Raw genomic sequence first — 13751 nt, 5'->3', positions numbered from 1 at the left:
TGTTAAGACAACGAGACCTATTAAAATGTTACAAATATTATGTGCTTAAACAGAGAAACTTGTTCCGCATCCACATGAACTAGTTGCGTTTGGATTGCTAAATGTAAAACCTCTAGAGTTTAATCCATCTTGCCAATCAATCTGCATCCCTAATAAATACATTTGATGTGCTTTATGCATAAATATTTTAATGTTGTCTATTATAAATTCTTGATCACCTTCTTTTTTTTGGTCAAAACCCAAAACGTAACTCATGCCTGAGCAACCACCACCTTCAACACCAACACGTAAGCCAAAATCATCAGCAATTTCTTGTTGGTTTTTTAGTTTCAAAAGTTCTTTAACAGCGGTTTCGGTAAACGATACAGGCGCAAAAGCAGTTTCTACAGTATTACTCATGTTTTTAAATTTATCTATTACAAATATAAATATTTATGTACATTTTTGCTCGGTGTACTTTTTAATATTACGGTATTCAAACAAAATATAATGAACGTTACAAATTTTTTAACACAAGTAGCAATTCTTGCAACTGGTGGTATATTAGCATTATCAGTTGGTTATTTTTTAATTAAAAATGATATACAGAATTATTTCAGGTTTAAGACGCTTGAAGTAAATAAAGATCATAAAACTGCTCTGTTACCCCTTCGTTTACAAGCACACGAAAGGCTAATTGTTTTTATAGAACGCATAAATCCTGCTAATTTATTAGTGCGTCTACATCAACCTGCAATTGAGCTTTCTGCATTGCAATCTTTAATTTTAAATGAGATAAAGGCAGAATATCAGCATAATATTGCACAACAACTATATGTAGATTCTACGAGTTGGAATGTGGTTCGAAAACTAAAGGATGATACAATTGCGATGATCAACAATGTTGTGCAAGGTTTGCCTGAAAATTCAACCGGTGTTGATTTAAGCAAAAAAGTATTACAACACATGAGTACGATAGAAGAAAATCCTTACGATTTAACCATCAATATTCTTAAAAAGGATATCCATGCCTTATTTTAATTATTATGAGCGATAGAAAATTTACAACTACATCAGGGATCGAAATAAAGGATATTTACACTTTGGCAAAACCTTCAGCAGAAATGCCTGGGCAATTTCCGTTTACCAGAGGGATTCAAAAAGATATGTATCGTGGTCGCTTATGGACGATGAGGCAGTATGCAGGTTTTTCTACTGCGGAAGAATCAAACAAGCGCTACCATTATTTATTGGCGCAAGGTACCATGGGCTTATCGGTAGCTTTTGATTTACCCACACAAATAGGTTATGATTCTGATCATGATATGGCAGAAGGAGAAGTTGGTAAAGTTGGTGTGGCTATTGATTCGTTAAAAGACATTGAAATTCTATTTGATGGTATTGAATTGAAGAAAATCACTACTTCAATGACGATAAATGCAACTGCATCTATCTTATTAGCGATGTATATTGCATTAGCTAAAAAACAAGGTGCAGACTTGAAAGAAATCTCAGGTACGATACAAAATGATATTTTAAAAGAATATGCTGCAAGAGGAACATACATCTATCCTCCAAAACCGTCAATGCGTATTATAACCGATATTTTTGAATATTGTAGTAAAGAAGTGCCAAAATGGAATACAATTTCTATTTCTGGATATCATATACGTGAAGCTGGCTCAACGGCAGTTCAAGAATTAGCTTTTACATTAGCTAATGGTAAAGCTTATTTAAATGCAGCACTAGAAAAAGGATTGGATATTAATGTTTTCGCAAAGCGATTGTCTTTCTTTTTCAATTGCCATAATAACTTTTTTGAAGAGATTGCCAAATTTAGAGCGGCAAGAAGAATGTGGGCGCACATTACAAAATCATTAGGCGCAACAGATGAAAAAGCAATGATGCTTCGTTTTCATACTCAAACTGGTGGTTCTACCTTAACAGCACAACAACCGTTAAACAATGTAATTCGTGTAACTAACCAAGCAATGGCTGCGGTTTTAGGTGGTACGCAATCTTTGCATACCAACGGATATGATGAGGCTTTATCCTTACCTACAGAAGCAGCGGCTAAAATCGCCCTGCGTACACAACAAGTTATTGCCTTTGAAAGTGGAGTAACTGATACGGTAGATCCGCTTGCAGGTTCTTATTTTGTAGAAACATTAACAGATGAAATTGAAACTGCAGCTTTAGCATATATAGATAAGATAGATGCAATGGGTGGTTCTGTAAATGCAATAGAAAATGGATATATTCAACAAGAGATTGCGAACTCTGCGTATCAATATCAAAAAGAAGTAGAATCTGGAGATCGAATTATTGTTGGTGTTAATAAATTTACTCAGCAGAAAGAAGGAATTACTGATGTTTTAAATATTGATGAAACAATAAGAACGATACAGACTGAAAAATTAAAATTGTTAAAAGCTCAACGAAATAATGATGCTGTTAATTTAGCATTGGACAACTTGCAAAAAGCGGCAAAATCTGACCAAAATTTAATGCCTTATATTCTAACAGCAGCGGAAGAGTATGCCACACTTGGTGAAATAGCAGATTGTATGCGAAATGTGTTCGGAGAATACTAGAATCAATGTTAAAAAATAGTTATCAACACAAAAAATTTAGGTTAAGAGGTATATAATACTGCTTTTGAACTACTTACAAATTAATTAAAATTTTTGTTCTTTTTGTTGATAATTTTTTGAATATTCGATGTTCCAAAAGGGCATGTCCGTAATGCTCTTATAAGAACTGAAAACCAACAAATTATATAATAACAATGGAAAAAACTTGTACCGAAGTATGGAAGAACTGTCTCCAAATAATTAAGGATAACATCCCGACCCAAAGTTTTAAAACGTGGTTCGAACCGATATCCGCACTTAAATTAGAAGGGAAAGTTTTAACCATCCAGGTGCCTAGTTTATTTTTTTACGAATGGCTAGAAGAACACTATGTTGGTCTGCTTCGTAAAACAGTAAAAAAGCAATTGGGAGACGAAGGAAGATTAGAATATAATATCGTAGTTGACAAGTCGTCAAATAGCGGTTCTCCTTATACTACAAATATGCCCTCTAACGGAAATGGGGCAGAAGCGAAAATGCAATCAATGCCTATTCCTGTTTCGATAAATAAGGATATCAAAAATCCTTTTATTATACCGGGATTAAAAAAGTTGACCGTTGATCCGCAATTAAATGCAAATTATACTTTCGAGAATTATATTGAAGGCGACTGCAATCGTTTAGCTCGTTCTGCTGGCTATGCTGTAGCGGCAAAACCTGGTGGAACCTCATTTAATCCATTAATGATTTATGGTGGTGTAGGTTTAGGTAAAACGCATTTGGCGCAAGCAATAGGAAATGAGATTAAACGTAGCATGCCAGATAAGCTGGTGATCTATGTTTCTTGTGAGAAATTTTGCCAGCAGTTTGTGGATTCCCTTAAAAACAATACGATTAATGATTTCGTTAACTTTTACCAGGCAATGGATGTAATCATTATGGATGATGTACATAATTTTGCTGGTAAAGAAAAAACTCAAGATATCTTCTTCCATATTTTTAATCACTTACATCAATCAGGTAAACAAGTAATCTTAACATCTGATAAAGCTCCAAAAGATTTAGCTGGTTTAGAAGAAAGATTATTGAGCCGTTTCAAATGGGGATTATCTGCTGATCTGCAAATTCCTGATTTAGAAACTCGTATTGCCATACTTAAAAAGAAAATGTATGCTGATGGTATTGAACTGCCAGGTGAAGTGGTTGAATACGTAGCACACAATATTGATAATAATGTTCGTGAATTAGAAGGTGCAATGGTTTCTTTATTGGCGCAATCTACATTAAACAAAAAAGACATCGATTTAGCTTTGGCTAAACAAATGTTGAAGAACTTTATTAAGAATACATCGAAAGAAATTTCAATGGAATATATTCAGAAATTAGTTTGTGAATATTTCGAAGTTCCAGTGGATATGGTAAAATCTCAAACACGTAAACGTGAAATTGTACAAGCTCGTCAAATTTCTATGTATTTGTCAAAAAGCCATACTAAATCATCGTTAAAAACTATTGGCGCTTTCTTTGGCGGTAGAGATCACTCGACTGTAATTTACGCTTGCCAAACGGTAGAAGATTTAATCGAAACAGATAAAAAATTCAAAGCTTATGTTAATGATATTCAGAAAAAACTGAAAATGAGTTAATCATTTGCTAACAAATACTAGCATGAAAAAAGCCGTTCAATAATTTGAACGGCTTTTCTTTTGTCTATAGCTTTTTCTTATTTTTTGGTTACTCTTCGCATTTCTTTAACTGCAGCTTCAATCTGAGTGTCTTTACCCGAAAGGAAAGATTCATAATGAAGCGGAACTTTAATATCTGGTTCAACTTGTAGATTTTCTGTGGTTCTACCTTCTTTTCCAATAGTACCAATCATCGGTATACCAAATACAATTGTTGGATCGATCTGAGTTTCCCACCAAACAGCAGTCCCAGTACCTGGAACAGGCATGCCAATTAATTTTCCAGTTCCTGTTTGTTTATAAATGTACGGGAATATAAATGCGTCACTGTAATTGCTTTCACTCATTAACACTGTACTTGGCTTAGTCCATGTATTAAAAGGTTCTTGTCCTTTTAATGGATTACCTTGAGAACTAAATGTTAAATAAGGTTTCCCACTTAGAAAAGCATTGAGATCGTTGTGCAGCCATCCACCACCATTAAAACGAGTATCAACAATTAATGCGTCTTTTTCTTTATTTATTCCTAAGGCTTCGTCAACAACTACACGGTAACTTCCGTCATTCATACCACGAACGTGTACATAACCAATTTTTCCTCCGCTAAGTCTATCAACCATTTCACGCATGTTTTTAACCCAACGCTTATACATCAACTCATTCTCTTCTCCTGCTGAAATCGTTTTAACTGCTTCATCAAATCGTGTTTTGCTAATAGGATCGTAAATGCTCAACAAAATGGTTTTCCCAATTTCACGGTTTAGATATTTAGTCCAATCATCAGTAGCAGCAATTTCATTTCCATTTATTTTCTCTATGATAAAACCAGCCTTAATTTTTGATTCAAATCTATCTAAAGGCCCAGAAGTTAATACTTCTGCAATTTTAACTCCTTTATCAGCATAAGTCTCATCTTCTAAAATCCCAATTGATGCAGTTTGATCGGGAGCAACAGGTCTTGGTGCATATCGGCCACCGGTGTGTGAAGCATTTAATTCACCCAACAACTCGCTTAATAATTCTTGGAAATCAAAGTTGTTTGAAATATGAGGTAAAAATTTGGCGTATCCTGCTTTATAAGCATCCCAATTTACATTATGCAATTTCGGATCGTAGAATTTCTGTTTTACTTGACGCCAAATGTGCTCGTAAATATAAGCTCGCTCACCAACTGTGTTTAAGGTAATCTCACCATTGATATTAATTGGAGAAATTTTTCCGTTTTCTGCATCAACTTTAACTAACCTGCCATTATTACTCACAAATAACGACTTTCCGTCTTTGCTAATCTCTAATCCACTAGGAGAACCACCTAATTTAGCTAGTATTTTCGTATCGTGTGTTCTAGGTTCTGTTACCCATAAATCATAACCATTTTCAAATTCTGCCAAGTAAAAGAGTTTGGTTCCCTCATTGTTTAATGCATAATCGCTAATTGAAGAACTATTAATTGTCAGTTTAATTGTACGATTATCCAGATCTTTTATTTCTAGTACATTAACCTTTTTAATACTATCTGGAGTTTTTATATTTTTTGATGGAACTTTTGAAGCAACGGTTTTTGTGGTATCTTTTTTAGCAGCCTCAGTTGTTTCTTTCCACAAGTTAAATTCGTCTTTGCTAAGTTTAAAATTATCGTACGCAGCTTTATCAAAAAATGAAATAAAAATATCAGTTTCTGCAGAACCTTGTTGCGCCAATGATTTTCTGCCATTTTTACTATTTACCCAAGTTAATGCCTTTCCATTCATTGCCCATTTTCCTCCACCTTCTCCAAATCCACTGTTAATTGGCTGAATGATTTGACCTGATCCATCAGTCTTAATTAATGAAATATTACTTGCAAAAGTGTAACCGTTTTGATCATCTACTACAAGCCATTTACTATCAGGGCTCCAATTAAAGCCCCAATCTCCATCACTATAAGAATGATTTCGTCCTTCAGGTAATACTGTTCTTGTATTTTTTGAAGCTAGATTATAAATTTTTAAGATATTTCTATTTTCTACATAAGCAATCTCTTTTCCATCTGGAGAAAAATCTGGCTGAAATTCTTCTGCTCCAGTTGCAATAACTGCATCTTCTTTTAATACAGTTGAAGCATAAAAATAAGGCTCTGATGAACGTGTTTTTTGAATTCTGAAAATATCCCAGCTGCCATTTCTTTCTCCGGCATATACAAGACTCTTTCCATCAGGACTCCATCTTACAGAGCGTTCTTGTTGTGGAGTATTGGTAATTCTTTTGGTCTGACCATTTTCAACACTTGACACAAAAATTTCTCCTCTAGATACAAATGCGATTTCTTTTCCATTAGGACTAGCAGCAAATTCACTGATATTTGTATTAATTGGAATATTCTTTTCGATTTCAGCACTTGTTTCATTTCCAATCTCTACATTAACTTTTCGAGGTTGGCCATTTACTGGCATTATATAAATTTCACCGTTGTAAGTAAAACATAATGTATTATTAGCCGCAATGCTTAAATTTCTAACAGGATAATCTTTAAAAGAAGTTAACTTTTTAGCTGGTCCAGCAGCTTGTTGGCTATACACATTTTGAGTTCCATCTTTTTCGTTTAAGTAAAAAATTTGGTCGTCATTTGTACCATATACCGGTTCACGATCTTCTCCCTCAAAATCTGATATTTTTTTATATGTATTGCTTTTTAAATCAAGTTCCCAAATATCTCGAGTTACCGAAGAAATATGATGTTTTCTAAAAGCATCTTCATATCCTTTTCTATCTTGGAAAATTAGCTTTGTGCCATTGCTGTTATAATGAGCATTCTCTGCTCCAGCTGCACTTACTAATAAAGGTTTGCCACCAGTTGCTGCTACAGTATAAAGGTTCAAAAATAATCCACGTTGAGGAAAACGTACACTTGCTGCGGGAGATTGATGTCCTGAAGAAAATAGTACACTCTTATTGTCCACAGTAAAATCTGATGGATAATCATTTGCACTGTTAAAAGTTAAACGTTTTGCAGCTCCACCCGTTGCAGGTAAAGTGAAAATATCAAAATTGCCATATCTATTGCTAGCAAAAGCGATAGATTTTCCGTCATGACTCCATATAGGCATTTGATCATGATATTCGGAAATGATTAAGGGCGTAGCAAGCCCACCATCGGTACTAATTTTATAAATATCTCCTTTGTATCCAAATGCAATAGTTTTTCCATCAGGAGATATAGATGGATAACGAAGCCATAAAGCATTCGTTTGCGCAAATGAAAATAATGCGCTAAATGAAAATGCTGTTGTGCACAACAGGGTTTTGATAAATTTTTGTTTCATAAAAGGGCGTAAATAGGTGAGTAATTATATTAATTTCATTAAACCATAATAAAGACCAGCAACATGCAAGGCTTGATCAATTTTATTATCTTTTAATAATTGTTGTACTTCTGCTATCGTATATTCTTCTACATTTAAGATTTCATGTTCATCTAAATGCTGAGGATGAGTTTTAATTCCGCCTGTTAATAAATAAGTAAAGGTTTTATTGGTAGATGTTGCAGGATTGGGATAAAGTGTGGCAATTAACTCGCAAGTTTCGAAAGTGTAGCCAGTTTCTTCCTGCAATTCGCGTAAAATCGCATCTTCTGGATTTTCGCCATCATCTATTACTCCACCAGGAATTTCTAACGAAATAATATCAGCGGCGAAACGATACTGCCTGACTAAAATTATTTTATTTTCTTTGGTTAAAGCAATTGCATTTACCCAGTTTGGATATTCAAGCACATAATAATCATCTTTAATACTGCCATTTTGTAATTTGCAGGTATCAACTCGTAGCGTAGCCCACTTTTCTCTAACTAAATATGTGGAGGCTAATTTTTGCCACTTTAGAATTTCCATTAGTTTGATAAATATTGTTGTATCATTTTCTGCCGCCCTAAATTAATTAAGTGTACAATTTGATGATCGTCTATTAAAGATTGATAAATTAAATTTAATTTCTGTGCACACAAAGTTGATGATATTGGATTATTTTCAAAATCAAGCTCACTATATATGAAATCTGTTAGGGCGTTCAACTTCTCGGTATTATGATTAGATTTTTTAAGCCAATTGATGAAACCTTCATTATCACTTTCCAGCAAAAGTGAGCTGTCTAATCCAAAACTAGATATTATTGTTTCGTTAAATAGATCTTCAGCCTCCTTTAGTTTTAATTCAGTTTTTAAGCCAATTATTTTTGCTAAAACTTGAGCAAGCTTTTCTATTTCGGCTGTAATTAAATCTTTTCTATACATAATATGTTGTATCCCTGAGAAGTTTTCTCATTCCAACTGATAACTGATAACTGGATTACCAGCTTCCGCTACTACCACCACCACCAAAACTACCACCGCCGAAACCGCCAAATCCGCCACCGCCTCCACTACTTCCTCCACCAAAACCACCTCCAAATCCACCACCAGAACTACGACCACCACCTAATAGCATACTCCAAAATAGCGCATCAGCAACGCCTCGTCCACCAATAACTTGACTTCCACCTCCGCCACCACCTTTTCTTAAAATAATTACGATAATCACAATAATGATGAGTACAATAAAACCAGCGCTTCCCTTACCACCTTTAGATTTCGCTTTAGGGTTGTCGTTTTTATATTCTCCTTTAATTAAAGATATAATTGAATTCGTTCCGGCATCAATACCAGCATAATAATTATTTTCTTTAAAGAATGGTTTAATGTCATTTTCGATTATCCGCTTTGTATAAATATCTGGCAAAGCACCTTCTAAACCATAACCGGTTTGAATAGCTAGTTTTCTATCGCCAATGGCAATTAATAAAATTACGCCATTGTTTTTGCTCTTTCCGCCAATTCCCCATTTGCGACCTAATTCAAGCGCATATTCATTAATATCATAATCGCCTACAGATTTCATAATCACAACAGCAATTTGGTTAGATGTAGAATCATCGTAGGCTACCAATTTTTGTTCTAACTGTTGTATCTCTCCTGCTGTAAGTGTTTGTGTATAATCGTTAACTAAAGTATTCGGCTTTGCCGGAAAATCTTGCGCAAAGCTGAAACTATAACTAAGCGTTAAAAGAAATAAGATGATTAATTTTTTCATCAATATATAGGTTGTTTTAAACGTGATGGTTTCATCAGTTATTTAGGCTCTACTTGATCCATAAATATAATATCATTCGGCAATTCATTTATATCGCCACTTTGGTAAGGAAAAAATAAAGCTAATTTTTCACCAGCTAATGCCACACCAGCAATAATGCCATCTGCTAAATTTCCACTTAAAAAATGAGCCTTCATGGCAACTTGTGTAGTTTCCCAAAAATCAGCAGGAACAACCGCATCAATACCTCTGTCACCAATAATAGCAAATTTTTTATCTTCGTGAGCTAGGTAAATGAGTACTCCGTTATGTTGAGCAGTTTTGTCCATTCCTAATTCAGCAAAGTATTGGGTTGCTCTCTCAAAAGCACTGCCATGACAATGTTTCTCAATGGCAATTCTAATTTCTCCCGAGGTTGCTTTTTCAGCTTCGGCAATGGCATTGGCAATTAATTCTTGTTCTTGTGTTGTGAAAAGAGACATATTCTTTGTTTTAAAAAGTAAAGGGTAATGTGTGTTAGTTCATAACACGCATTACCCTGAAATGTTAGTATATAACTAAAATTCTACTTTAGGTGCATTTTGAGCTCCTGCATCAGCTTTAAATCCAGCTTTTGCACTGAAGCCAAATAAGCCAGCTGTTAAATTAGTTGGGAATGATCTAACCTTAGTATTAAACGTCTGAACAGATTCGTTAAAATCTTTGCGAGCAACAGTGATACGGTTTTCAGTACCTTCTAATTGAGCAGAAAGATCGCTAAATTGTTGGGTAGCTTTTAATTCTGGATAATTCTCAGTTAATACCATTAATTTTCCTAATGCCTGAGTGATTTGACCTTGAGCGGCTTGATATTTCTCAATATTTTCTGAATTTAATTTATCAGGATCAATAGTGATTTTACTTGCACTTGCACGAGCCTCAATTACAGCAGTCAATGTACTTTGCTCAAATTTTGCAGCGCCTTTAACAGTACTTACTAAATTAGGAATTAAATCTGCTCTACGTTGATATTGTGTTTCAACATTGTTCCATTTTGTTTTAACATCCTCATCTAATTTAACTAAGCCATTATAGCCACATCCACTAAATAAGGCTAATAAAACTACAACTGCTAATATTCCAATTACTACTTTTTTCATGTTATTGTTATTGTTATTGTTTTAGGTTTCTATTTCAAATTAGATATCAATATCTGTACCTTGTTACGAAAACAGACAAAATACTGACAACTTGCCATAAAGGTCACATAAACATACTATTTTAAACCCATAACTTACAACTGTATTTACTAAATTTGTACTATTCGAGATAAAAACTCGACGAACCATATGCAAAAAGAAATCGAAATTACCATTGCTCCAGAGCATGTAACCAACGAACAAATAATTCTTCAACATTTAGCCAAAGGGTTAAAGGTCGAAATTTCTACTATTAAACAACATAAGGTTTTAAAACGCTCAATAGATGCTAGATCCCGTAAAGTTATTTACCGCTTACAGGTAAGAGCTTATATTGATGAAAACCCGATAATTGAAGGAAATACCATCAACTATCAAAAAGTAACTAGCGATAAAACTGTATTAATTATTGGTGCTGGCCCTGCTGGGCTTTTTTCGGCTCTACAATGCATAGAGAATGGTCTAAAACCCATTATTGTAGAAAGGGGTAAAGATGTTAAACAGCGACGTAGAGATTTAGCTGCAATTAATAAACAAGGGCTTGTAAATACAGAATCTAATTACTGCTATGGCGAAGGGGGAGCAGGGACTTATTCTGATGGTAAATTATATACACGTTCCAACAAACGAGGAGATATCAATAAGGTATTGCAGATATTTGTACAACACGGAGCAGATCAGGATATATTAATTGATGCTAGACCACATATTGGAACTAATAAATTACCTCAAATTATCACTGCTATTAGAGAAACAATTCAAAATGCAGGTGGCGAAGTATTATTCGATTCTAAACTTACAGATTTAATTATTGAGGAGGGAAAAATAAAGGGGATTGTCATTAATCAAGAACAAGAACTTTTGGCTAACTCAGTTATTTTAGCCACCGGCCACTCTGCAAGAGATATTTATGAACTATTACACAAGAAAAATATTTTAATTGAGGCAAAACCTTTCGCATTAGGCGTACGCATCGAACATCCCCAACAAATTATAGATAGTGCTCAATATCATTGTGATACAAGAAGCGACTTTTTACCGCCAGCATATTATAGCATGGTAGAGCAGGTTAAAACCAGAGGCGTATTTTCTTTTTGTATGTGTCCAGGAGGCATTATTGCACCTTGTGCTACCGACTTAAATGAAATAGTTGTAAATGGATGGTCCCCGTCAAAAAGGAATAATCCATATGCAAATTCAGGAACAGTAGTACAAGTTACATTAGATGATGTTCAGGGTTACGATCCATTAAGGATGTTAAAATTTCAATCAGAGATAGAACATCTTGCTTTCGATGCAGGTGGTGGCAATTTAGTAGCTCCAGCGCAGCGGATGATAGATTTTGTTCAGAATAAATTATCAATCGACTTGCCAAAGAACTCATATCTACCAGGAGTAAAGAGTGTAATGCTAGATAATATTCTACCTGATTTTGTGTCTCAAAGTTTAAGATCAGCACTTCCAATTTTTGGAAAAAAAATGAAAGGCTACTATACCAATGAAGCAATTTTAGTTGGTGTAGAAAGCCGTACTTCTTCTCCAGTCCGCATTCCGCGGGATAAAGAAACACTTCAACATCCACAAATTACCGGTTTATTTCCTTGTGCGGAAGGTGCAGGCTATGCTGGTGGTATTGTTTCTGCTGCAATAGATGGCATTAATTGCGCTAATGCAGTTTTAAACAATTAGGGCTTCTAAACGTTATAAGTATAATTTCTTTATCATGATTAATTTAGTAGACGAATTAGAAAAAGCCTATAATGGCGATGCTTGGCATGGAAGTAATGCTTTAAATTTAATATTGAAAGCAGATACTCAAAAAGTTTTTACGCACCCAATTCCTAATGCACATTCAATTGCTGAGTTGGTACTGCATCTCACAGCATGGACAGAAGAAGTTTTGGATAGAATACAAGGTAAAGAAGCAAAATCACCAACACGAGGCGATTGGCCAACTCCAATAGAAAAAACAGAACAAGAATGGGAGATTATAGTAAAGGATTTTTCTTCAGCTAATGAAAGATTAATTGCAGCTGCTAATAATCTCTTACCTGCACAGTGGCCTAATATAGTTGTAGATAAAAGAAGCCCAGAGCTAGGAACAGGTGTAAACAATGCTCAACTTATCAACGGATTAATTCAGCATCATGCATATCATTCGGGTCAAATTGCTTTACTTTTAAAATTTTAAGCCATGAAAAAGACATTAATTATAGGAGCAACCCCAAATGCAGATCGTTATGCTTATCGTGTTGCGCATATGTTAACCGCAAAGGGGCATCCTATCGTAAATATAGGTGTTAAGCAAGGAGAAGTTGCGGGTGTTAAAATCGAAAAACAAGGTACTCCATATCATGACATTGATACAATTACCTTATATATAGGTCCGGCTCTGCAAGCGGGTTATTACGATTACATCTTAGAAACCAAGCCTAAACGTGTAATTTTTAATCCAGGAACTGAAAATCCAGAATTTGAAAAAATGCTAGATCTGCACGATATAGAACCTGTTGAAGCCTGTACTCTGGTACTATTAAGTATTGGTCAATATTAATAGAGCGAGCTCAGCATGTAATTAATACATCTATGCCGCTCACCACTTTGATCTTTCGCATTTTGAAAGCTCAACAACCCATAGTGCTTTAGAGCACCTCTTCATTTATATAGCCTGTCTAGTTTTTATTATTAAGGATTTACTCCTTAAACCTTATAAGGTAAAACTGGGTTAGTATTCAAAGTCATTCACTAATATCCAAAGGTTAGCATGTCAATTCAAAATAATGCATTCCATTAAAGCAAAAAGAATAGCCATAAGACCTGCATATATTTTCTCCTTTAGAAGGATTGTTTGGTCGGGGTTAGTTCGGGGTTCGGTCGGGGTTTGGTCGGGCTTGTGACAATTGTGTGCGAACGAACTGCGGGGCAAGCGCGAACCATTTCCGGGTCGGCTACGGACCGGATCAAACTTTTTCATGGTGTTTTTCATACACTTAGGTGTTCTTTGGTAGAAAAAGTGGGTTTGGTATTTGTCTTTTCGGATAATTTCCCTACTTTTGCAACCTGCTTCGGAGGAGGCTAGGGGGACATTGAAAGTGGCACTGCGTTAGGCAGGGAGGGGATTGAAAGTAAAACGGCTAGTATTTAGCCACTTACGGATAGGGCGAAAAAAACTTTAAAAAAAGTTTTGGGAAGCTAAAAAGTTTCCTACCTTTGCAACCCGCTACGGAGGTAACG

The 13751-nt window shown here is 35.0% G+C and carries 13 protein-coding genes; 6 read left to right on the top strand and 7 right to left on the bottom strand.

Translation table 11 applies throughout. The annotated features are described in order from the left end of the window. Window positions 1–45: 45 nt before the first annotated feature. Window positions 46–399, bottom strand: coding sequence for a HesB/IscA family protein (locus tag HQN85_RS12185; RefSeq protein WP_173272634.1), 354 nt, complete (start codon window positions 397–399; stop codon window positions 46–48). Between the two features lie 90 nt (window positions 400–489). Between HQN85_RS12185 and HQN85_RS12180 the strand changes: the two genes are divergently transcribed. The 3 genes from HQN85_RS12180 to dnaA all read left to right on the top strand — a co-directional run bounded on the left by HQN85_RS12180 (window position 490) and on the right by dnaA (window position 4198). Continuing rightward, entirely contained in the window at window positions 490–1020 is a 531-nt protein-coding gene (locus HQN85_RS12180; protein ID WP_173272633.1) for a DUF7935 family protein, read from the top strand. A gap of 5 nt (window positions 1021–1025) precedes the next feature. Beyond that, the gene (locus HQN85_RS12175) at window positions 1026–2573 is read left to right on the top strand and encodes an acyl-CoA mutase large subunit family protein (RefSeq protein ID WP_173272631.1); all 1548 of its coding nucleotides are present in this window, start codon (window positions 1026–1028) and stop codon (window positions 2571–2573) included. Window positions 2574–2767: 194 nt separating this feature from the next. Next, the gene (gene dnaA / locus HQN85_RS12170; RefSeq protein ID WP_173272629.1) at window positions 2768–4198 is read left to right on the top strand and encodes a chromosomal replication initiator protein DnaA; all 1431 of its coding nucleotides are present in this window, start codon (window positions 2768–2770) and stop codon (window positions 4196–4198) included. A gap of 77 nt (window positions 4199–4275) precedes the next feature. Here the strand turns inward: dnaA and HQN85_RS12165 are convergent, their stop codons facing one another. From HQN85_RS12165 to HQN85_RS12140, 6 genes are all read right to left on the bottom strand, one after another. After that, window positions 4276–7539: a S41 family peptidase gene (locus HQN85_RS12165; protein ID WP_173272626.1), complete on the bottom strand. Its 3264-nt coding sequence runs from the start codon at window positions 7537–7539 to the stop codon at window positions 4276–4278. Window positions 7540–7563: 24 nt separating this feature from the next. Then, the gene (locus tag HQN85_RS12160) at window positions 7564–8106 is read right to left on the bottom strand and encodes an NUDIX hydrolase (RefSeq protein WP_173272624.1); all 543 of its coding nucleotides are present in this window, start codon (window positions 8104–8106) and stop codon (window positions 7564–7566) included. After that, entirely contained in the window at window positions 8106–8504 is a 399-nt protein-coding gene (locus HQN85_RS12155) for a hypothetical protein (protein ID WP_173272622.1), read from the bottom strand. The genes HQN85_RS12160 and HQN85_RS12155 overlap by 1 nt, the downstream gene beginning before the upstream one ends. A gap of 55 nt (window positions 8505–8559) precedes the next feature. After that, window positions 8560–9339, bottom strand: a complete 780-nt coding sequence (locus HQN85_RS12150; RefSeq protein WP_173272620.1) for a TPM domain-containing protein — start codon at window positions 9337–9339, stop codon at window positions 8560–8562. A gap of 38 nt (window positions 9340–9377) precedes the next feature. Next, a complete protein-coding gene (locus HQN85_RS12145; RefSeq protein ID WP_173272618.1) occupies window positions 9378–9821 on the bottom strand; it encodes a TPM domain-containing protein in 444 nt (147 codons plus the stop codon). 75 nt (window positions 9822–9896) lie between these two features. Then, window positions 9897–10478, bottom strand: coding sequence for a LemA family protein (locus HQN85_RS12140; protein WP_173272616.1), 582 nt, complete (start codon window positions 10476–10478; stop codon window positions 9897–9899). A 189-nt stretch (window positions 10479–10667) separates the two neighbouring features. On the opposite strand from HQN85_RS12140, the gene HQN85_RS12135 reads away from it, so the two are divergent. Genes HQN85_RS12135 through HQN85_RS12125 form a run of 3 tightly spaced genes read left to right on the top strand, consistent with a single transcriptional unit; the run spans window position 10668 to window position 13071 of the window. Beyond that, window positions 10668–12206 carry an NAD(P)/FAD-dependent oxidoreductase gene (locus HQN85_RS12135; protein ID WP_173272614.1) on the top strand — a complete coding sequence of 513 codons (1539 nt, stop codon included), beginning with the start codon at window positions 10668–10670 and terminating at the stop codon, window positions 12204–12206. A 34-nt stretch (window positions 12207–12240) separates the two neighbouring features. Further along, on the top strand, window positions 12241–12708 hold the full coding sequence (locus HQN85_RS12130) for a DinB family protein (RefSeq protein ID WP_173272612.1): 468 nt from the start codon (window positions 12241–12243) through the stop codon (window positions 12706–12708). A gap of 3 nt (window positions 12709–12711) precedes the next feature. Beyond that, window positions 12712–13071, top strand: a complete 360-nt coding sequence (locus tag HQN85_RS12125; protein ID WP_173272610.1) for a CoA-binding protein — start codon at window positions 12712–12714, stop codon at window positions 13069–13071. Window positions 13072–13751: the final 680 nt, after the last annotated feature.

Source organism: Pedobacter boryungensis, assembly GCF_013204825.1.
Taxonomy (GTDB): Bacteria; Bacteroidota; Bacteroidia; order Sphingobacteriales; family Sphingobacteriaceae; genus Pedobacter; species Pedobacter boryungensis.
Note: the sequence above shows the minus strand (reverse complement) of the source record. Positions and strands in the feature narration are given on the sequence as shown.